This is a genomic window from Aquiflexum sp. (assembly GCF_041749095.1).
In the GTDB taxonomy this organism is placed as follows: Bacteria; Bacteroidota; Bacteroidia; order Cytophagales; family Cyclobacteriaceae; genus Aquiflexum.
In genome coordinates this window covers 1-21,535 of record NZ_JBGTCA010000093.1, presented here as the reverse complement: position 1 = coordinate 21,535, position 21,535 = coordinate 1, and the positions used below count along the sequence as shown (strand labels likewise).

At 41.7% G+C, this 21,535-nt stretch carries 18 protein-coding genes and 1 tRNA gene; 14 read left to right on the top strand and 5 right to left on the bottom strand.

The window, feature by feature from the left end:
- Window positions 1-845: parallel beta-helix domain-containing protein (locus tag ACEW8O_RS04975; RefSeq protein ID WP_373493517.1), on the bottom strand; the 845-nt coding region annotated here is incomplete at its 3' end.
- A 235-nt stretch (window positions 846-1,080) separates the two neighbouring features.
- Window positions 1,081-1,659 carry a crossover junction endodeoxyribonuclease RuvC gene (gene ruvC, locus ACEW8O_RS04970; protein WP_373493516.1) on the bottom strand — a complete coding sequence of 193 codons (579 nt, stop codon included), beginning with the start codon at window positions 1,657-1,659 and terminating at the stop codon, window positions 1,081-1,083.
- Window positions 1,660-1,678: 19 nt separating this feature from the next.
- On the opposite strand from ruvC, the gene ACEW8O_RS04965 reads away from it, so the two are divergent.
- A complete protein-coding gene (locus ACEW8O_RS04965) occupies window positions 1,679-2,800 on the top strand; it encodes a glycosyltransferase (protein ID WP_373493515.1) in 1,122 nt (373 codons plus the stop codon).
- 29 nt (window positions 2,801-2,829) lie between these two features.
- On the opposite strand, the gene ACEW8O_RS04960 is transcribed toward ACEW8O_RS04965, so the two are convergent.
- On the bottom strand, window positions 2,830-3,072 hold the full coding sequence (locus ACEW8O_RS04960) for a hypothetical protein (protein WP_373493514.1): 243 nt from the start codon (window positions 3,070-3,072) through the stop codon (window positions 2,830-2,832).
- Window positions 3,073-3,130: 58 nt separating this feature from the next.
- On the opposite strand from ACEW8O_RS04960, the gene ACEW8O_RS04955 reads away from it, so the two are divergent.
- The 7 genes from ACEW8O_RS04955 to ACEW8O_RS04925 all read left to right on the top strand — a co-directional run bounded on the left by ACEW8O_RS04955 (window position 3,131) and on the right by ACEW8O_RS04925 (window position 9,034).
- Window positions 3,131-3,382, top strand: coding sequence for a hypothetical protein (locus ACEW8O_RS04955; RefSeq protein ID WP_373493513.1), 252 nt, complete (start codon window positions 3,131-3,133; stop codon window positions 3,380-3,382).
- A gap of 12 nt (window positions 3,383-3,394) precedes the next feature.
- Window positions 3,395-4,606: a GAF domain-containing SpoIIE family protein phosphatase gene (locus tag ACEW8O_RS04950; protein WP_373493512.1), complete on the top strand. Its 1,212-nt coding sequence runs from the start codon at window positions 3,395-3,397 to the stop codon at window positions 4,604-4,606.
- Window positions 4,607-4,617: 11 nt separating this feature from the next.
- Entirely contained in the window at window positions 4,618-5,238 is a 621-nt protein-coding gene (locus tag ACEW8O_RS04945; protein ID WP_373493511.1) for a polysaccharide deacetylase family protein, read from the top strand.
- Complete coding sequence (locus ACEW8O_RS04940; RefSeq protein ID WP_373493510.1) at window positions 5,235-6,335, top strand: glycosyltransferase; 1,101 nt, start codon at window positions 5,235-5,237, stop codon at window positions 6,333-6,335. Before ACEW8O_RS04945 ends, ACEW8O_RS04940 begins: the two co-directional genes overlap by 4 nt.
- Window positions 6,336-6,883: 548 nt before the next feature.
- Window positions 6,884-7,660, top strand: coding sequence for a TatD family hydrolase (locus ACEW8O_RS04935; RefSeq protein WP_373493509.1), 777 nt, complete (start codon window positions 6,884-6,886; stop codon window positions 7,658-7,660).
- Window positions 7,657-8,733, top strand: coding sequence for an asparaginase (locus tag ACEW8O_RS04930; RefSeq protein WP_373493508.1), 1,077 nt, complete (start codon window positions 7,657-7,659; stop codon window positions 8,731-8,733). Before ACEW8O_RS04935 ends, ACEW8O_RS04930 begins: the two co-directional genes overlap by 4 nt.
- Before the next feature lie 214 nt (window positions 8,734-8,947).
- Window positions 8,948-9,034: transfer RNA gene (locus ACEW8O_RS04925), tRNA-Ser, on the top strand.
- 78 nt (window positions 9,035-9,112) lie between these two features.
- Here the strand turns inward: ACEW8O_RS04925 and ACEW8O_RS04920 are convergent.
- Window positions 9,113-9,502: a type II toxin-antitoxin system HigA family antitoxin gene (locus ACEW8O_RS04920; protein ID WP_373493507.1), complete on the bottom strand. Its 390-nt coding sequence runs from the start codon at window positions 9,500-9,502 to the stop codon at window positions 9,113-9,115.
- A gap of 22 nt (window positions 9,503-9,524) precedes the next feature.
- Window positions 9,525-9,830: a type II toxin-antitoxin system HigB family toxin gene (locus tag ACEW8O_RS04915; RefSeq protein WP_373493506.1), complete on the bottom strand. Its 306-nt coding sequence runs from the start codon at window positions 9,828-9,830 to the stop codon at window positions 9,525-9,527.
- 339 nt (window positions 9,831-10,169) lie between these two features.
- On the opposite strand from ACEW8O_RS04915, the gene ACEW8O_RS04910 reads away from it, so the two are divergent.
- From ACEW8O_RS04910 to ACEW8O_RS04885, 6 genes are all read left to right on the top strand, one after another.
- On the top strand, window positions 10,170-10,799 hold the full coding sequence (locus tag ACEW8O_RS04910) for a hypothetical protein (RefSeq protein WP_373493505.1): 630 nt from the start codon (window positions 10,170-10,172) through the stop codon (window positions 10,797-10,799).
- Between the two features lie 324 nt (window positions 10,800-11,123).
- Window positions 11,124-15,185, top strand: a complete 4,062-nt coding sequence (locus tag ACEW8O_RS04905; protein WP_373493504.1) for a two-component regulator propeller domain-containing protein — start codon at window positions 11,124-11,126, stop codon at window positions 15,183-15,185.
- Between the two features lie 15 nt (window positions 15,186-15,200).
- On the top strand, window positions 15,201-16,466 hold the full coding sequence (locus tag ACEW8O_RS04900; protein WP_373493503.1) for a tetratricopeptide repeat protein: 1,266 nt from the start codon (window positions 15,201-15,203) through the stop codon (window positions 16,464-16,466).
- Between the two features lie 346 nt (window positions 16,467-16,812).
- Window positions 16,813-19,695 carry an ATP-binding protein gene (locus tag ACEW8O_RS04895; protein WP_373493502.1) on the top strand — a complete coding sequence of 961 codons (2,883 nt, stop codon included), beginning with the start codon at window positions 16,813-16,815 and terminating at the stop codon, window positions 19,693-19,695.
- A 177-nt stretch (window positions 19,696-19,872) separates the two neighbouring features.
- Complete coding sequence (locus ACEW8O_RS04890; protein WP_373493501.1) at window positions 19,873-21,264, top strand: FAD-binding oxidoreductase; 1,392 nt, start codon at window positions 19,873-19,875, stop codon at window positions 21,262-21,264.
- Window positions 21,265-21,302: 38 nt separating this feature from the next.
- A partial coding sequence (locus tag ACEW8O_RS04885) for a hypothetical protein (protein ID WP_373493500.1) occupies window positions 21,303-21,535 on the top strand: 233 nt, incomplete at its 3' end.

Genomic DNA, 21,535 nt, shown 5'->3' with positions numbered 1-21,535 from the left:
GCCAAAAGTATGATTCCCGATCCGGGAGGAATCATGGTCACGGTGTTTCCGTTGGGTTCATCACTTAGTGGTACGGCAAAATTGACATGGTTATTGGAAATGACATCATTGTCATAAATCTTGGTGCCACGACCCTCAGCTTTTGGAAGTCCGGGCAGGTTGAAAACCAAAATACCTCCGGAATTGTCCCGTGCTGTATTTCCATAAACTTCTGCATTGTCCGAATTTTCTATTTCAATCCCTGCCACATTCCCAAAGGCAAGTGAGTTCCTGACAATGATATTTTCTGATTGACCAACATAGATTCCGGCATCTTTGGAATGGGAAGCAATACATTCATCGATCAGGACATTTTTGCACTGAACTGGGTAAATGGCATAGGTTCCATTTTCTGATTTGTCTCCGTTGGTCCAGGTGACATTGATGCGTCTGAAAGTGATGCCATCGCTGTGCTGGCTTTTGATCCCGTCACCGGGGGCATCTTCAATACTGAGGTCTTCGATTTTGACATTGCTGCCCACTAGTTTGACCCCTTCTCCTCCTGCTCTGAGTTCACGGAAAGAAAGTACCGTTTCCCCCATTCCGGCACCTTTGATGCTGATATTGTTCTTGGAATCAAGGATCAACTGGGTTTTGAAGCTGTAGAATCCCGAGGGAATTTCGATGATGTCACCGTCTTCCGCAAGGATAAAATCCACTATGACTTTTTCAATTTCATCCTGAGAAGCTTTCCTCAATTTGGAGGAATCAAAGGTCTGTTCATTGGAGGAGTCAGAACAACCAAAAAGGATAAACATGGAGACTGAAAGTACTCCAGCAATCCGGAAAATAGATTGAAAATTCATGGTCATTGGGTTTGAATCAGAGAAATCTCTACTTGTTTCAGACATTTTGAAACCAAGTAAATCAAAGTTAAAGTTTTTTGTCCAGATTGAATGTTGACAAGAATTAAAAAATAATATGCCTGACTTTATCCCTGCTTAATGTTTCTATAATTTATGTTTAAAATAAGAAGCTATATGTATATGTGGTATTTTGGATGATCAAAGGTCGGTTTGTAGTTAGGTCTAAATATCTTTCTCAAAGCCCTTTGACCCTTCCTGGATTTTCTTCCAAAAATGATTTCCATCCCGCAGTCCTTCCTCTTGTCTGCAAACGGCCATCGTGAAAATGATGACATAAAGCCACTGCCAATGCATCCGTGGCATCCAAAAGCTTTGGGATTTCTTCGATTTTTAGGAGTGTTTTGAGCATTTCAGCAACCTGTATTTTGGAGGCATTGCCATTGCCTGTGACGGACTGCTTTACTTTTTTGGGAGAGTATTCAGCAATGGGGATTTCCCTTGCCAAAGCAGCAGCCATAGCCACACCCTGTGCCCGACCCAATTTGAGCATGGACTGTACATTTTCTCCATAAAAAGGGGCCTCCAATGCCACCGAATCCGGATGGAATTCATCTATGAGTCCTGTAATCCTTTCGAAGATTTTTTTGAGCTTCAGTTCATGGGTACTGTATTTTTTGAGGTGAATCACCCCGAATTGCAACAGACTGTGGTTTTTTCCTGAAATAAGAATCAGTCCATAACCCATGATGTTGGTTCCCGGATCAATTCCCATTATTATTTTTTCTTTTGCTTCTTTTTTTTCTTCTTTACCCATTACCGCAATTTAGGAATTCATGGCAATATTTTATCTTTTGATAGGGATACTTTATGTGATTGCACTTTTACAACTGATGTTTGTATGGAACAAAGAAGAGGTATTGAGACCAAACGTAAATCAGGAACGAAAGGTAAGCATTCTTATACCTTTTAGAAATGAACTGGAAAACATCCCAATTATTTTGAAGAGTATTCTCTCGCTCCGTTATAGTCCAATTGAAGTACTTTTTATTGATGACCACAGTCAGGATGGGGGTGGCCGGTTTCTTGTAGATTTTCTGAAAAAAAATATGGATCGAATCCCTATCAAAGTAATTGCAAATGCGGGTGTAGGAAAAAAAACTGCCATTGAAACAGGGGTTAAACAAGCTGAGAGCGAAATCATTTTCACAACGGATGCAGACTGTATTTTTCCGAAAAATTGGATTGAGGAGAAACTTTGGTGCTTTGAGGATCCAAAAGTCCAAATGGTAGCAGGACCTGTGATGACTCATGACAAAAAAGGTTTTTTTTATAGTTTCCAACAAATTGAGTGGGCAAGCATCCTCTTGGTGACGAAAGCAGGATTTGAGCTTGGATCAGCAATCATGTGCAGCGCAGCAAATATGGCTTACAGGAAAAGCGCATTTCTTGAAGTAGAAGGATATCGGGGAAATGAACATGTTATGACCGGTGATGATGAATTTCTGCTTAAAAAAATCACCAAGAAGTTTGGTGCAAAGTCAGTGGTTTATCTAAATAATCACAAAGGGTTGGTGTTTACGCAGCCACTGGATTCCTGGAATGATTTGCTTTTGCAAAGAAGCCGATGGGCCTCCAAGTGGCGGATGCATGGGAATTCGTCACATCTATTCAGTGCTGTGATACCTGTTATATTACAACTCATTTTTCTTTCAAGTTGGGTATTGCTTTTCCAAGGGGGGCTTTCAATACTTGTTTTTATATTTCTTTGGTTTGTGAAAATCGGGTCTGAAAGGATTGTTTTAGGGAAAGTTCTTTCCGATTTAAGGATTCATCAAGGATTTACCAATTTTATACTCACCTCGATTATTCATCCTGTCTTTGTAATCGGAACTGTTGTGGCTACATTTTTTGGTGGACGGAAATGGAAGGGCAGGTATCAGAAATTTCCAACCTGAATTCTACATTGAGTTGGGTTTGAGCCCAGTCAGATAGAATTAACATAAATAGGACCTCTGGAGATCCCTCGTGCCTCGGGATGACGCCTGCCTGCCGTAGGTAGGGATAACCTAATGTCATTACCTTTTCTGAACATTTTCAAAATGTTGGCGACTCGCAATGACGCACCACCTTGTCCTTTATCCTTCATCCCTTCACCTTCATCCTTTCTCAAAGATCTTCCCACTTCTGACTTCCAACCTCCAACAATTACTTTAAGATATGCAGGCATTCAATTATCATTTTCTTAGTAAATCCATAACTTTACGCACTTTAACCAATTGGAAATTATGACTGATGATGAGTTTGACTTGCTGGATGAGCTTTACTTTGTACAGCCTTTCAGCTATTTAAAAGAAACGTTGGCTTGGGAAGATGAATTGCTTTTGGCTACCTTGCAATCGCTGTACGAAATGTCCTACATCAAATGTCTGAGCGAACCAGATACTGAGATTTTCGATAAAGTTGATATTAAAGAAACAGGCAAAAATTTGTTTTATCTGGCAACCAAAAAGGGCCTGATGGAGCATAATGCCATTTAAAAAAAATAAAAAGTGACCACTCAAACTGTTAAATATCAAAAAAAGGAACTGGAGTTAAAAGCCCTTCTCGAGATCACACAGGCGATCAATGAAAACAAATCCGCTTCCGTACTTTTGAATATTTTTAAATTCACCTGCCTTGTACATCTAAATATCAAGGCCATACTTTTATACATGGTTGATCAGGATCAATTTGAGCTGAAGATCAGTCATGGGATCAAAAATATAATCCCTGAGCAAATTCCAGAGAGCAAGGTCAATTACTCAAAGGAATCGGGAGAATTGAATATTGAGCTTGATCATGGATATTCTTTTTCTGAATTGGAAAGTTATCTACCAGTGTACCATAAAGAAAGGATGCTTGCCATACTTTTTCTCAGAAAAAAATTTGAGCATGAATATCTTGACCTAAATTTCACACAGGCATTGACCAATATCATGGTGGTTGCTTTGGAAAACAAGAGGTTTGCCAAAAGACAGTTGGAGCAGGAAAGATTGAAAAGAGAGATAGAAATCGCTTCCAATGTCCAAAGGATGCTTTTTCCAGCTGTACTTCCCCAAACAGAAAAGCTGAAAGCCAAAGTCACGTATATACCACATTCCACAGTCGGCGGGGATTATTATGATCTTATACAGAAGTCAGAGGATGAAGTCTTTTTTTGTATTGCAGATGTCTCAGGTAAAGGTATGCCTGCCGCATTGTTGATGTCCAATTTTCAGGCGGCATTGAGGACACTATTGAGAAGTTCCTCAGATATCAAAATGATAGTGGAGCAATTGAACTACACCATTTTTGAAAATACTAAAGGAGAACGGTTCATTACTTTTTTCCTTGGTTATTACAATTATAAAAAAAGAGAACTCACTTACGTAAATGCCGGTCATAACCCTCCTGTATTGTGTTGGGAAGGTGAAAAAAGAAGTGAAACTCTGGAGGCAGGCACAACTATTTTAGGGGCATTTGAGCAATTGCCATTTTTGGAGGTAGGTAAAAGATCACACCTGAAGGGCTTTACGATCCACTTATACACTGATGGACTTACCGAAACTTTTAATGACAATGAAGAAGAATATGGAGATGAGAGGTTTCATCAATTTGTTAAAAGTCAACTTTGCGTAGAACCAAATACATTCCATGACTTATTTTTTGAGGATTTGAAAGGCTTTTCAGTAGGAGGGGAGCAACGGGATGATATTACTTTGCTAAGTGTAAGATTTAAATAATCATGGTGTGGATGCATCATGTTCCGTCTTTGATACCCAAAATGTTTTCGCAATTTGTTTGGAACAAAGATAGGAGTGTAAATAAAATTTACCTGACTTTTGATGATGGCCCGGTTCCGGGAGTGACTGACTTTGTTTTAAATGAGTTGGCGAAAAGGAGCATGTCCGCCACTTTTTTCATGGTTGGGGATAATATCCATAAGAACCAACAGTTGGCACAAGAAGTCCATCAATCCGGAAATGGGATAGGGAACCACACCATGCACCATGTGAACGGATTCAAAACATCCTATGAAAGTTATCTTAAACAAATCCGCAATTGTCAATCCCAGATCCAGGAAACCTTATCGGTTCCGAGCAGGCTTTTCAGACCGCCTTATGGAAAAATCACCAAAAAACAGTTTAAATCAGTTGTGGCTGAATATGATGTGATCATGTGGGATGTGCTCACAGGGGACTTTGACTCTTCGCAAAGTGCAGAACAATGCCTGAATAAATCCATTAAGTATTCAAGGAATGGGTCAATAGTGGTTTTTCATGACCAACAAAAAACCAAAGACATAATTAAAAAAGTCCTGCCGGATTATTTGGAATTTCTGAAGGACTCAGGTTTAGAGACGGCTTTGCTATGATGTTTTTAGCGGTAATATTGGTCGTTATTCTTTTGGTACAGGATGCCCTACTTTGGCTATTACTGAAGTTCAGCTTTAAAGATTACGTAAAAAATGAGGTTTCTGAATTCCCCTTTGTCAGTATTTTGATTCCCAGTAGAAATGAGGAGGAGAATTTGCCGGCATGTTTGAAGTCCATAGCCAAACTGAATTATCCAAAAGACAAGCTTCAGATAATATTAGGGAATGATCGAAGTACAGATGAAACAGGAGTTTTGTTAAAAACATTTGAAGATCAAAATGAACATGTGAAACTGGTCCAAATCCAAGAAGGCGATAGTTCCAAAATGAACGGCAAAGCCAATGCGCTATCCCAAATGGCCAAATATGCAAAAGGAGAGGTTTTGCTTTTCACAGATGCAGATTGTCAGGTGCCCAGCAATTGGGTCCGGTCTATGGTTCTCGCCTGCCAAAACACAGAAGCAGGTATAATCACAGGGATTACCCATATCAAGGCTGATAACATTTATGGGAAAATGCAGGGCATGGATTGGTGGTTAACCCTAGGTATGGTCAAAGTGATGTCAGATTTTGGATATTCTGTTACCTCCATGGGTAACAATATGCTGATTACCAAGGCGTCCTACTTATCGGTTGGCGGATTTGAAAGTATTCCGTTTTCCCTGACAGAAGACTTTGAAATTGCCAGAAATATCCAGTCTAAAGGATACAAAGTCTTGCAACAAGTATCTGAGGACAATCTGATTTCCACCAAATCCCAAAATGGATTCAGTCAGTTAATCCAACAAAGAAAACGCTGGATGTCGGGTGCCATGTCACTGCCATTATATTGGAGATTAATCTTGGCCATTCAGGTCCTTTTTTTTCCAAGTATTTTATTGCTGGTTTTTTTACATCCATTGTTGGCTATCTGCTTATGGATTGCCAAAGTGTTAATACAAGGACTTTTTATTTACAGTTTCGCTATAAAAACCAAAATCAAGTTAGCTGCCTTAGATCTATTTCTATTTGAAATTTATTATATGATTACCTCATGGTCCACGATACTTTATTATTTTTGGCCTTCTAAAACAGAATGGAAGGGGAGGAGGTATTGAAGGATGAAGGTAGAGCCGAGAGACAAGATGCGAGAAGCGAGAACCGAGAGGCGAGAGCCAAGAACGAAGATCCGAGACTGGGTTGGTTGATAGGAACGAGAGATTAGAAGTAATAAGTTGCCGTCATTGCGAGGAGCACTTTTATTTTCTTTATTTGTTAGTATACCGTTTCGTGCGACGTGGCAATCTCAAGAGGGTTGATTGGGAAGTTGGGGGTTAATAGAGCCAAGAACCAAGAGGCAAAGTTTGTCCCTATGCATATCGGGAATCAAGGGGAGAGAAGCGAGAACGAAGAACCGAGAGCCGAGAATCATGAGGCACAGGCAAATGCCGTAGGCATGACCGATTTCATAGCCCTTTAATTTATTGCCGGATTCAAGATGAAAAATAAACACCCAAAGTGCCTTAGGCACTGACGATATAGGATAGGCAGTAGGGAAGAGGAAATGGAGAAAGTGAGAGACATGTCAGATGTTGGATGACCGATGACTGATGTTAGGATATGTTGTCCATAAACAAAATAGCCAAAAACCACAAATCAAAAAAAAGTGAAATACACCGACACCCACGCTCATATTTATTCCAAAAAATACGATGATGACAGGTCAGATGTGATCAGGGTTGCTGTGGAAAATGGTGTCGAAAAAATTTATATGCCCAATATTGATGTTGAATCCATTGATGTGATGTTGGAAGCTGAGCTCAAATATCCCGGGGTTTGTATTCCTATGATGGGACTCCATCCCTGCGATGTAAAAAAGGATTTTAGGAAGCAGCTTTATGTAATGGAGGAGTGGATTGAGAAAAGGGAGTTTGCCGCCATAGGTGAAACAGGCTTAGACCTGTATTGGGACAAAACCTTTTTTGAGCAACAAAAAGAAGCTTTGAGGATTCAGATCACTTGGGCAAAGAAAAAGAAATGGCCTATTGTCCTGCATTGCCGGGAATCAATGGATGAAACCATTGCCATAATCAAAGAAGAAAAAACAGAAGACCTGAAAGGGATTTTCCATTGCTTCTCCGGAAGTGTTGAACAAGCCAGGCAGATTATCGAAATGGGTTTTCTTTTGGGAATAGGTGGTGTTTCAACCTATAAAAATGGAGGTTTGGATAAGGTGTTGCCTGAATTGGGTTTGGAACATTTGGTGTTGGAAACCGATGGTCCTTATTTAGCACCTATTCCTTATAGGGGTAAAAGAAATTCTCCTGAATACATTCCATTGATTGCTCAAAGAGTCGGTGACCTCACTGAAAGCTCATTGGAGAAAATTTCCACTATCACTCAAAAGAATGCGCACAGCATTTTTCACCATTTCAAGTCATGAACTATAAAATAGTAAGACTCAATACTGCTGCAAAAAGTGATATCACTTCCTCGGTTTTGATTATTTATACCGGAGGGACCCTTGGTATGGCCTATGATGAATCAGGGGCTTTGGTTCCGTTTAACTTTGGTCAGATTATGGAAAAAATCCCCAATCTGACCAATATGAATGTTGCCATTACTGTCATCTCTTTTCCTGAACCCATTGATTCCTCCAATGTGAACATGCAGCATTGGGTGGATATGGCCTATATCATTTATGAGAATTATGACAGCTATGATGGTTTTGTGATCTTGCACGGAACAGACACCATGGCTTATTCAGCTTCCATGCTGAGTTATATGTTGAGAGGGCTGAGCAAACCGGTGGTTTTTACAGGAGCACAGTTGCCAATATCTGCGATGCGGTCCGATGCACGGGAAAACCTGATGACAGCCCTTGAGATAGCCTCAGCCAAAGCCAATGGCAATCCCATCGTACCTGAGGTCTGTATATTTTTCAATCATATATTATTGCGGGGAAACAGGTGCAAGAAGGTACAGAGTGTGCATTTTGATGCATTTGAATCTGAAAACTATCCGGCTTTGGCAGAAGCAGGGATTATCATTGATTATAATTACGCCGCCATCAAACCATTTGAAGAGGGGAAAAAACTTAAATATTTAAGCCGGCTTGATAACAGGGTAATGGTATTAAAGCTTTTCCCCGGAATCACCTCAAAGATTCTTGACTCCTGTTTTGATATAGAGGGCATGCGGGGTGTAGTATTGGAAACTTACGGTTCCGGAAACAGCCCAAGCGAATCCTGGTTTATCAATTCCCTGGACAGGGCTGTAAAAAAGGGGATTATCATTTTGAATGTATCGCAGTGTAACGGTGGTCGTGTCATACAGGGCAGGTATCAGACAAGCAAGGACCTGAAAAAAATTGGGGTACTGAGTGGAGGGGATATTACCACTGAGGCAGCGGTAACCAAAATGATGTTTTTGTTGGCCAATGAAAAAGAGGATTCCGAAATCAGGAGGAAACTGATAACTCCGATGATAGGGGAGATGTCATTGGTGGGGAATTGATATTTGGGTTATGTTAACAGGGGCTGCTCAATTTTAATTATTTGGTCTTTACTGGATTAGATATTGATTGATAACCTGTCCCGATTTTTCGGGATTGGATATTGGTGGATATTATGATTTAGCGTGAAATCTGTCTTCGAATTTTTTTGGGAGAAGTTTGCAAAGGCTTTTAATTATGTATTTCTTTGCACTCCCATTTAGATGGGGTAATAATAGAGAGGTGTCCGAGTGGTTGAAGGAGCACGCCTGGAAAGTGTGTATACCCGTGAGGGTATCGAGGGTTCGAATCCCTTCCTCTCTGCAAAATAAACCCTAGCAAACTGAAAAACAGTTAGTTAGGGTTTTTTTGATTTAGTGTCGAATTTAGTATCGAATAAAATCAATTTACCCTCTCCTGCTTGCCATTGAGTTTATAAGGCTGAATTAACACTTCTACAGGGAGTCCCAGAAGCTCTGTGAGATTTCTGATCATATCTATGGTCAAAGCTCGCTTACGGTTGAGAACAAGGCTTACAGTGGTTTTACTTCCAATAGCCTGAATCAGGTCTTTGTCCTTTAGTCCTTTTATTTCCATGGCTTCTTTGACGGCTGTGATCGGTTCGGGAAAAGCGATAGGGTAATGCTCCTTTTCATATTTTTCTACTAGTGTGACCAAGAGTTCTGCTTCCATCCCTTCAGGACTATCCGGATTCGCATCAAATACTATGGAAAGCCTCTTTAAAGCTTTTTCATATTCTTGCTCCGTGGTGATGATTTTATCCCATTTCATATCTGCGATTGGATTTTACGATTTAAAACTGTTCAACTGTATTTGCATCAACTTTATCATATTCAGCATGTGTTCCGATGAATTTGATAAATACCCATTGTCTGATATAGCTGATCTGAACAATCAAGCGATATTTATTTCCTGCGATATTAAAAACCACTCTGTTGTTCTTCACCGGATCAGCATCAGGAATATCTTTCACAACATCCAACGACTTTTGCCAATCAGCATTTTTGACGATAGCAATCCAAGTTTCTAAACTTGCTTTGGAATCTGGATGCCTTTCGTAAAACTGAACCAGATTTTTTATAACTATGATATTTTTCAATGATTTATCTTTATCAACTGTTGAAGATATGGAAAAGTTTTCAAAATGAAAACATTTTAGTAAAAATGAAAATAAACGTCTAATCCATGAGGGAATTATAAATATCGATTTAGGCCATCTTCGGTCTCATCCGACTTTTAACCCAAAATGCAATGGAGACTTGATGAATGGCAATATTGTGGATAATCAATTTACAACTATTAGAAGTTACCAATTTACCGGATTTTGGGATAATTATCCTAGCCAATCCCTATGGTATGTCCATAATTTTATACCAAGGAAATTCCCATTTAATATCAAGACGAATAAAAATTGAATTTCATTTAAACCAAAAACACCATGAAAAAAAACCTGTTTTTAAATTTTGGTAAGAACTACTATTATGTTCTGATTGCGATTTGGTTTTGGGCCTGCATGCCTGAAAACAGCCCTGAATTGGATAATGAATTGGATGTTGAAATAATCGAGTCTCTGAGTTTAGATCATGAACCTGATTTTTCCAATTTTAGGACCAATACTCCGGCTCAAAATAAAGCCGTGGCAGATATCCGGGCTGGCACAGCCAAATATCATAGAGTGGAAGTGGCCGAAAGCGCTGGATATGAATTGGCAAGCCCATGTGTCACCCGTCCCGGACTGGGTGCAATGGGATTTCACTATGTCAATTTCTCTTTGATAGATACTAATATCGACCCTCGAAATCCAGAGGTCCTTCTTTTTGAACCCCAGAAAAATGGAATCTTACGTTTGGTTGCAGTAGAATTTATTGTTCCGGCAATTCCTTGGCACGAGACTCACGATGACGATGACCCGCCTACCTTGGAAGGGCAGGTTTTTGATGACCATAGGGATTTTACAAAGGGAGGCCCACGATATCCCCATTACCAATTGCACGTTTGGGTTTGGAAGCACAATCCAGTCAGTATATTCACCCCATACAATCCTGACGTTACTTGTGATTATCAATGAAAAAAAATGGAATAATTTCTCTTGGCCTGACTAAACTGTCGCTGATTTTTTGATGGTTTACCCCCTTGATCTGAGATCAAGGGGGTTGTTTTGGATATATATATTGGGTAGATGGGTAAGTTGATGAAAATCAGTTAAATATTAAAATTTCGGCAGATTGAGGAAAAATAACTAAATTTATTTAGGGGTAGTTGGGAACAGGGAAGCGCAGGCACTTTTGATGTTTTTTCCTGTGGAATCATATAGTCGTATCGGGGTAAATCCCAAATTACCAAGGTATAAGACGTAATTTGATCGATGTTGAATATCAAAGCATAGACCAAGATGAAAAAATTCAAATTCGTCATTTTGTTTTATCTGTTCTCAGTTTCATCCTGGGCGGAGTCTCCTCTGTTTTTTGAGAGTTTTTTGGGTGTGCGTGGATTGCCGCAAAATAGAATTAATGATATAATTCAGGATAAGGATGGATTTATATGGTTTGCCACTCTGGATGGAGTTTACCGTTTTGACGGAAACCACGCCCGTTATTTTGAATTGGAGATCCAACATAATTTTATTGAATTTCCTTCACCTCCAACTTTTGGTATGTTTGAGGACGATTTGGGACGTCTATGGATGGGTACAGTGTTTGGATTGGTACACTTGGACAAATTCTCGGGTGAAGCGCGCTTATACCAACCTGTACCCAATCGCCCAAACCCATCCAATATCATCAAATCGATTAAACAAGACCATAAAGGTTTCCTTTGGCTTGGTTCCGAAAATGGATTGATTAAGTTTGATCCGAAAGAGGAGAAATTTGAATTTTTTTACCCTACCCATACCAAAAGGTTTCCCAATGTTAATTTTGATGGAGATGGTAACATATGGGGAGTTTTGCCTGATGCTGTCTATCAGTTTGATATCGAAAGTGCTCAATTTCAAAAAATTGATGTCTTGGGTAACGATGGGGTTTATAATCCTACCGCTCTATATTTGGATGTAAAAGGGAAGATGTTTATCAAGGTAAAAGGAGAAGGGATTTTTCAAAAGAAAAATGGGAGTAACACGGGAGAGTTTGAAAGATTATTGCTTTCCGATCCGCTATTTGATGACATTCACCACATTAGCGCTTCGGGAAATTGGCTTTTTTTGTCTTCTGTAAAGGGATTGCAAAAGTTGGACCTACCAACCGGCAAAGTGACCACCCATCACGCCAACCTACTGAAGCCTGGTTCACTGAGAAATAATTCCCTTTCCGTCAGTTACCCGGACAGTAATGGCAATTTGTGGTTGGGTTCAAAATTTGGTGGGATGAAAGCACGATTAGAGGAAAATCCGTTTACTACCCATCAATTATTGGTATCCCCTAGGGAATATATCCACAGGGAAAATCTGACACAAAATATATGGGTGGATAAAAACGGGAGGGTTTGGCTGGGGAGTTTTGGAAAGGGCTTTTGCAGGTATGATCCACAAACAGGCAAGACGGAGGTTGTACCTCTGAAGCCGGGTTCCAAGCAGTCCGGATTTCCTGATAATTATTCCATGACCGAAGATGAAGAAGGTAATTTGTGGGTTGGAGCCACTGGTGAACCCGGGCTATTCAAATGGGATAGCTTGAAAAATGAATTCATCTGGTTTCCCTGTGAAGTGAAAGCCTATTCCATTTCCTCTGATAAAAAAGGAAAAATCTGGGTAAGTTCTTATCAAGATAGGATTGCTGTATTGGATATCAAAAGTGGGGAATACACCTACATTCCCTATGATCTCAACGGCCCAAGGATTTTTTTCATTCATGCAGCTAATTCAGGCTTGGTTTATATATCAGTGGGAGGAGTGGGACTCTTACAGTGGGACCCTTCCACAGAGCAGTTTACCCACTTCCACCTTTATGCAGATTTGCCCCAGCATAGGCTAGGGGATTTGGCTATTTTAAGTATTTATGAAGACAGGGAAGGCGTTATATGGCTGGGAACTGCGGAGGGAGGATTGAACAAGCTGAATACCAAAACAGGTGAAATCAGGTTCTTCAGCAAAAAGGACGGTCTGGCAAATAACCGGGTCAATTCCATTTTGGCAGATGGAAACGGTCACTTATGGATGGGAACCGAAAAGGGGTTAAGCAAATTTGATCCCGTAAAAGAGAGTTTTGTCAATTATGAAACAAGTGATGGATTACCCAGTGACTACTTTTTGGAGAGAAGTGCCTTTTATTGGGATGGAATCCTGTATTTCGGCAACAGCCAGGGTTTGGTGAATTTCAGGCCGGAAGAATTAAAGGACAAGAATCATCAATACCCGGTCTTTTTGACGGAAGCAAAAGCTTTACAACGGATACTTCCCTTGGATAAAGAAGAGATCCATTTATCTTATCAGGAAAATTTTCTTTCCTTCGAGTTTACAGCCATCAATTTCGATTCTCCGGATAAAATGCAGTTTATGTATCAATTGGAGGGAGTGGATTCCGATTGGATTTACAGTGGGAGCCGGAGGTTTGCCAGTTATTCGGAACTTAAGCCTGGCCAATATACCTTTAAAGTCAAAGCATCCCAAAATAACTATTTTGATGAGCAGCAAATAGCAAAAATGTCCATCATCATCTTACCTCCTTGGTGGAAAACCCCTTTGGCATATATCCTTTATGCAGTTTTGGCTGTTTCAGGGCTTTATATTTTTAGGAGACAGGCTGTAAACCGGGAAAGATTGCGTCATGCCCTGGCCATCAAACAGGTGGAGACAGAAAAGATGCAGGAACTTGATCATTTGAAATCCAGGTTTTTCGCCAATATATCTCATGAGTTCAGAACTCCTCTTACCCTGATTCTCGGTCCCTTGGAAAAGCTTCAGCGCAATTCCGACCCGGACGATCATCATGTTTTTCAGGTGATGAAAAGAAATGCAAAACGTCTCCACCTGTTGATCAATCAATTATTGGACTTGTCCAAAATAGAGTCCGGAAGTATGGAGATGGACCTAAAGCCTGAGAATATTACGGCATTTATAAAGGTATTGGTGATTTCCTTTTCCTCATTAGCAGAATCGAAGAAGATCAAATACATATTTAATTATCCCAGTCGAAACCCTATTGCTTATTTTGATGGAGATAAGCTCGAAAAAATCATAACCAATCTACTGTCCAATGCCTTCAAGTTTACCCCCGAGGGCGGTGAGATTCAATTTTCCGCACTTATAAAACATGAGACACAAATCCCATTACCTCCTTGGTGGGACAAAGTCACTGAAAGGTCCGGGAACTTGGAGTGGCTGGAAATCGTGGTAGAGGACAAGGGAACAGGTATTCCATCTGAAATGCTTCCCAGAATTTTTGACCGGTTTTATCAGGTGGAAACCAATGAAGGGTTGTATAATGGAGGAAGTGGGATAGGGCTCGCCTTGGTCAAGGAGTTGGTGGAGCTTTATGGCGGTACCATTCAGGTAAATAGCCGGTTGGGACAAGGGTGCAGTTTTCGGGTCAGGCTTCCCGTATTGACCACAGGCATGGAAGAAATGTCCCTTTCCAAGCCTTCATCCCAATCTGTTGAGGAATTGAAAATATATCTTGGGGATGATTTTGTTGAAAAAAAACATATTGAAGGACGTTTAAATGGAGAAAGTGAGCAGCCTCTGGTTTTGGTGGTGGAGGATAATCAGGATATTAGGGATTTTATCAAGGATAGTATAAATGCCCATTATTCGGTACGGGAAGCCGAGAACGGTCAACAAGGATTGGACATGGCCTTACACCTGATCCCTGATTTAGTCTTAAGTGACCTGATGATGCCGGGAATGGACGGAATTTCCCTTTGCAAAACCCTGAAGGGAGATGAAAAAACAGCCCATATCCCCATCATACTCCTGACCGCCAAAGCTTCCGGGGAAAGCAAAATGGAAGGGCTGCAGACCGGTGCCGATGATTACATTACCAAACCTTTTGAGGCAGAAGAACTATTGGTACGGATCAAGAACCTGATCGATATCAGGCAAAAATTGAAAGAGCGCTTTAGTCAGGAGATCTTGCTTCAGCCCATGTCAAAACCTATCAGATCCCTTGATGGTAAATTTTTGGAAAAATCTTTGGTAATCATTGAAAAGTACCTGGATGATCCCTTGTTCGGCGTAGAGCGATTCGGTAGGGAAGTTGGAATGAGCCGTATGCAGCTACATCGAAAAATCAAAGGAGTCACCGGTTATGCACCAGGCGATCTTATTCGTTTGATCAGGCTCAAAAGATCCTCTGAATTGTTGGAAAATGGGGCGGGAAACATTGCAGAGGTAGCTTGTATGGTTGGATTTCAGGATCCATCCCATTTTGCCAAATGTTTTTATAAACAATTTGGAAAGACCCCCTCCGAATTTCTGATCACCTGTTCCACTAAGGATCCGGACTTGAAAGGGTTATTATAAAGTTTAAACATAGATATGAAAATCACACTATTCTTTCCTATACTATTTGTCATCCTAATTTCAGGTAGCAATAGTCAAACCATTGAAAATTCATTGAAAAGAGAATCGGTTCTTTTTGTTTCTGAATTCGGAAAAGAGTCCGACCCGGAATTGTTGGCAAATTATAAGATTTTAGGGTCAGAAGGAGGGCCGTTGTCCACTACAGGTGTTTATTGGGAGTCGGGGCATGAGCGCCGCTTACTTCCGATTACCACGGACTCGGATGAGGCGCGGGAGCAATTCCTGTTGGGGCGAGATGCCGCCCATCACTATCAGTTCGCTGAGGCACGAGAACACCTTGACAAGGCCATTGCTGCTGATCCTTCCTTTGTGCTGGCCCTCCTCCATCGCGGGGGTTCTGCTGACTTCCTTTCAGAGCTTCAGGACTACTTGGGAAGAGCGGAAGCAAATCGTGACCGCGTCACGCCGGGCGAACAGCAATTGATCGACGCTTTCCATGCCTTTCTGTTGGAGCGGGATTATAATCGTGCGATTGAGATCTTGAGCGGGCTCTCCTTGGAGTATCCTGATGATCCCTACTTACCCTCTTATATGGGGTTTCGTTATTACCGCAATCTGCAACGTTACGACGAAGCCGTCAAGCAGTTCAGACGTGCCTTAGAGTGTGATCCGGACTTCATCCAAGCGTACAACTGGCTTGGCTACATCGCGATGGACCAGGGGGACCTAGCCACCGCCGAGGAGAACTTCCTGCTTTACATCCAACACGCCCCCGATGAGCCCAGGCCGCACAACTCTCTCGGAGTACTTCGCCTCCGCCAGGGCCGCTATGAGGAGGCCGCCCGCCTTTTCGAGCAGAGCTTTGCCATCGATCCGCGTTTCACGGAAAGCCGCGACAATCTATTGCGTGCCCACATCGAGCAGGCTAACGAACACTTTGAAGAGAACTTCGGGCGCCAGGATGCCTTAGCGATTGCCGCACTCTACACAGCGAGCGGACAACTGCTTCCAGCTGGTCGCGGTCCGGTTGCGGGTACAAAGGCTATCGAGCAGTTCTGGCAAGGTGTCTTCGACTCCGGGCTGACCCGAGCCAATTTGGAGACGGTGGAAATTTTCACGGGTGCAGACGGGGAAACTGCCACCGAAGTGGGCCGCTACCGTCTCTTCGCAGGTGATCGGGAGGCCGACGTGGGGAAATACGTCGTCCTCTGGCTACACACTCCCCAAGGATGGAAACTCCACCGCGACATCTGGACCTCAGACCGGGGGCCGAATGAATAGTTCTATGAACAGGGGATGCATTTATTCGGAAGAGAGGTAATCAATTACAATGGAGGTAATCAAGCCTACTTCATCAAGGCTTAGATTGATTGGCTAGCCAAGGTAATTTTTTATTAAGATGTCTCAATTTTAGATTGACATCCAGTGTGATTCAATTGACCTATTCAAAAAACTTTGGTTTGTCCGACATTCGTACAGTGAAGAAGGCTACCGGATCTGAAGAAGAAAGGAAAAGGGTTCAATAAAAAAAGACAGTTGAAAAAAATTATTGTCATTTAAGACAATCAAACTATTTTAGCTATATTTAATCAAACCTATTGATAATTAGATATTTATTTATTTAGTAATGGGATCTTTTTTAATAAAATATACGGTAGTTCCATGGAATGATCTTCTGATCTATGTATTGCTTTTCCTTACATTACACCAAACATTTGCTGATTCAACCAATAGTTTCAAACTAGGTGATTTAAGTGACAATCAGGTTACCCTCAACCAAAACTGGAAATTCCACCCAGGAGATAACCCATCCTGGGCATATCCCGAATTTGATGACAGACATTGGACTCCCATAGACCCCACTACCGATATCCATTATTTGACTGATCTGAGGGAAGCTGAAATTGGCTGGTTTCGATTGCATTTGGATGTTGATGAATCTTTGTTGAATATTCCTTTGGCTTTGAACATATTTCAAAGGGGAGCATCTGAAATATTCCTGAACGGCAAGTTGATCCATAAATTGGGAGTTGTCAGTAAGGATCCCAAAGAAGAGTTGATTTTCAATCCAAATTTCACCCCTTACAGTTTTCAGTTTGAAGACCGTACCGATCAGGTTTTGGCTGTACGGTTTTCATTTACTGAAAGAAACCCCTATATGAATTTCCTGGGGCTTTGGGGTGGTAATCCAACCTTGGTTATCCGAGTGGATCAAATGGATAACGTTGTACAGAGTATGTTGCATCACAGGGCCTTGGTGACTTCCCGATTGGTAGGAAAGGCTACTTTTTTACTGTTCCTTGCATTGCTTCACCTTTTCTTTTTTATCACTTATCCCAGCAATAAGACTAACCTTTATTACAGTCTGTTCACCATTAGTTTGGCCTTCGGTTACTTTTTGGAACATGTTTTCCGTTTTATGCCCAGAGAAGGGGATTCATTTTTTATAATAGGATTGATCAGTTCACTGTTTTTCAGCACATTCATCATTTGGGGAATACTCGCCGTTTATTCATTTGCCAAGGAAAAGCTGGATGCTTTGTTTTGGTTGGCCACTATTTCGGCTTTACTTTTTATTCCGACATGGAAATGGCCCTATGAAGCCGCCAACTATTATTGGCCATATTTTCTTACCATGGGGCCTTTTGTTGCAGTTTTGGTAAGTTGGAAAGCTGTTCGGAAAAAAATCAAAGGTGCCTGGGTCATTTTTTTTGGTTGGTCAGGGAATCTTATTTTTTGGGCGTTGTTTAGTTTATTTCACTCCAACACGCTTCCCCGATTCCCCCATGATATAGCCATCACGCTTGATTTGGCCATATTTTGTGCAGCAATTTCCTTTTCGGTTTTATTGGCCATAGAATATGCCCAGACGAAACGATCCCTGCAAACTAGTCTGTTGGACGTGGAGGTAAAACGGCTAGAAGCCCAAAAAATGCTAGAACTCGACCGCACCAAGTCCGATTTCTTTGCCAACATTTCCCACGAATTCCGTACCCCGCTTACCCTGATCTCCGGTACGGTGGAGCAGTTGGAAGCGGGAAGAAAAACCCATCCTTTGCTGCAGGAAGGTCATGGTCTGATCAAAAAGAATGCTGCCCGGCTGCTTCAGTTGGTCAACCAATTGCTGGACCTTTCCAAATTGGAAGCGGGTAAATTGAAACTTGAAAAAGAACCAGGTGAAATCATCGGTTTCTTAAAAAGAATTGCCGGGACTTTTTCATCCCAGTTTGAAAGCAAGCAGATCACTTTTACACAAGATCTACCGAAAGGTTCTTTTTACCTACTCTTTGATCATGACAAGCTGGAAAAGGTATTGTCAAACCTCTTGATCAACGCCTTCAAATTCACCCCGACCGGAGGGCAGGTTAATTTCAGTCTGTCCAAATTAGCTGAAAAGGAATCAGGAATCCAATTGGAATTCAGGGTGAAGGACAATGGCATCGGCATCCCACCCCAAAGGCTGCCCCATGTTTTTGAACGCTTTTACCAGGGTGAGGCATCAGCCACAAGGACTTATGAGGGTACTGGAATCGGATTGGCATTGGTCAGGGAACTGACTGAATTGCATGGTGGAAATATCACCGTGGAAAGCAGCCCCGAATCTGGGACAACATTCTCTGTAGCACTGACTTTGGAAAATGTTGACCAGGAGGAGATGGCTGAATTGAAGAAATTAGAAAGCGCTCCAACACCTTTAATGAAAACGGAAGAAACGAATAAAACAACCATCGGCTCCCTAAAGCAACTGGAAATCACAAATAGTACTTTGCCTTCTGTCCTGGTCGTCGAGGACAACCCGGATCTGAGACATTTTATCTTTCAGAATTTACGGGAACTATATCAGGTTCTGGAAGCTGAAAACGGTATGGTGGGATTTAAACTAGCCACTGAAATCATGCCCGACCTGATCATTTCCGATGTGATGATGCCTGTGATGGATGGGGTAAGTCTCAGTGACAAGATGAAAAACGACGAGCGAACAAGCCATATCCCCATTATCCTGCTTACTGCACGGGCAGATTCCGAAAGCAAAATCAGCGGACTGGAAACAGGCGCTGACGCTTACCTGACCAAACCATTTGAAATGAAGGAACTCAAGGTGCGGATCCATTACCTCATTGAAGGCAGGAAAAAACTCCGGGAAATATTCAGCCGATCTCTCAGCCTGCAGCCTTCCGAAATTGCAGTGACATCAATAGATGAAAAATTCCTGAAAAAAGCCTTGATTATCATGGAAGAAAATATCATGAACACGGATTTTGATGTGGAGATGTTCAGCAGGGCAATCGGGATGAGCAGGACCAACCTCCACCGGAAACTGAAGGCCTTGACCGATTGTTCAGCGACTGAATTTATCAGGGTGTTCCGACTGAAAAGGGCAATGAGCCTTTTGGAACAAAATGCCGGGAATGTGACTGAGGTGGCTTATGCTGTTGGATTCAACAGCCAGAGTTATTTCACAAAGTGTTTCAAGAAACAATATGGTCGATCTCCTTCGGAGTGTGTTTGATAAATATCCCCAACGGAATTTTTTATAGATGGAACATTTGTTAATGTTTTTGGAACATTTGAACCATCACATCCCTTCTTTATTTTTTAGATTTGTTCTGGTCTAATGCCAAGGTTATTTCCAGAAAAATCAATTGAAAAGACATAAAGATAAAATGCTCACCAAACCCCGATTTTTATGAAAAATAATGATGTGATTTCTAAAGAAATAATGCTTTCAAAATCTGAAGTAGAAGCATTCAAGTCAACTCTAAGAGGTGAACTTATCCTTCCCGAGGAAGAAGGATATGATCAATCAAGATCGATCTGGAATGGGATGATTGACAAGTATCCTGCCATGGTGGTCAAGTGTGCCGGGCCTTCGGATGTGATTGCGGCCGTGAATTTTGCCCGTGAACATAATCTGATCCTGGCAGTGAAAGCCGGGGGGCACAGTTTTGCCGGTAGATCCACCTGTGACGGGGGGCTTTTGATCGACTTGTCCAATATGAAGGGTATCCGGGTAGATCCTGTCAATCAGACCGCAAGGGCTGAAGCCGGTGCATTATTGGCTGACCTGGACCATGAAACACAGGCTTTTGGACTTGCCGTAACTGCAGGTGTCGTGTCGCACACCGGAATAGCCGGATTGACATTGGGCGGCGGACAGGGTTATTTGATGAATAAATTAGGGTTGACCATTGACAACCTGCTTTCTGTGGATATGGTATTGGCAGATGGACGGTATATGAAAGCTTCCAAAACCGAAAATGAGGATCTGTTTTGGGCCATAAGAGGAGGAGGGGGTAATTTTGGTGTGGTCACCTCATTTGAATACCAACTGCACAAGGTCGGCCCGGAGGTATTGACCGGAATGATGCTCTATCCACTGGATCAGGCCAGGGAGATGCTGCAGTTTTATCGGGATTATTCCATGAATACTCCCGACGAGATGACCATTGTTGCAGCCATTTTCACCCTTCCTGATGGCCTCAAAGTCTTTGCACTGGTGGTTTGTTGGGCAGGAGACTTGGAGGAAGGCAAGAAGCAATTGGTGCCTTTAAGAGAATTCAAATCCCCGATGGCCGATATGATAGCCCCCGTTCCCTATGTACAACTTCAAAAAAGTCTTGACGCAGCAGTTCCGCATGGCATGCACCGGTACAACAAGATGGGTTACCTTCCTGCCTTGGATGATGAAGTGATCGATATAATTGTAAGTAACACGGAAGAAATCAGCCCTTATTCCATGGTTTTATTCAATGTGATGAAGGGGGCTGTCGCGCGGGTGGGACCGGAAGAAACCCCCTTCCCCTACCGGGGTAAACAATGGTATTTCGATATCACCCCACAATGGCTGGATCCTGAAGAAGCTGACCATCTGATTGCATGGACAAAGAACTTTTGGAAAGAAGTGGAACCTCATACCCACGGGACTGCGGTAAACTGGCTTGCCGATGACGACGGTTTAGACAGGATCAAAGTGGCCTACGGACCGAATTATTCCCGCTTGGCCAAACTGAAGCACAAATACGATCCTGAGAATTTCTTTAGGCTAAACAATAATATACTGCCCAATTCAAATGGGTAAAAATTCAATTCAAAAGTATGTACTAAAATTATAACGACATGAAAAATCAACTTAAAATTTCAGCGATTCTTCCCAAAGATTTTGGGATAAGAAACATTTTCCTTACGGTGTTAATGGGCATTCTTTGTTTTCCTGTCTTTAGCCAAATGAGTGAAACAAAAACTGAAAATAAACCGATGGCCAATTCTTTGCGCACGGGAACAGGTGAAGTAATATCAGTCCATGGTATCCAACTTAAATCGGATATAAACACTTCAGATTTCGAAAAATG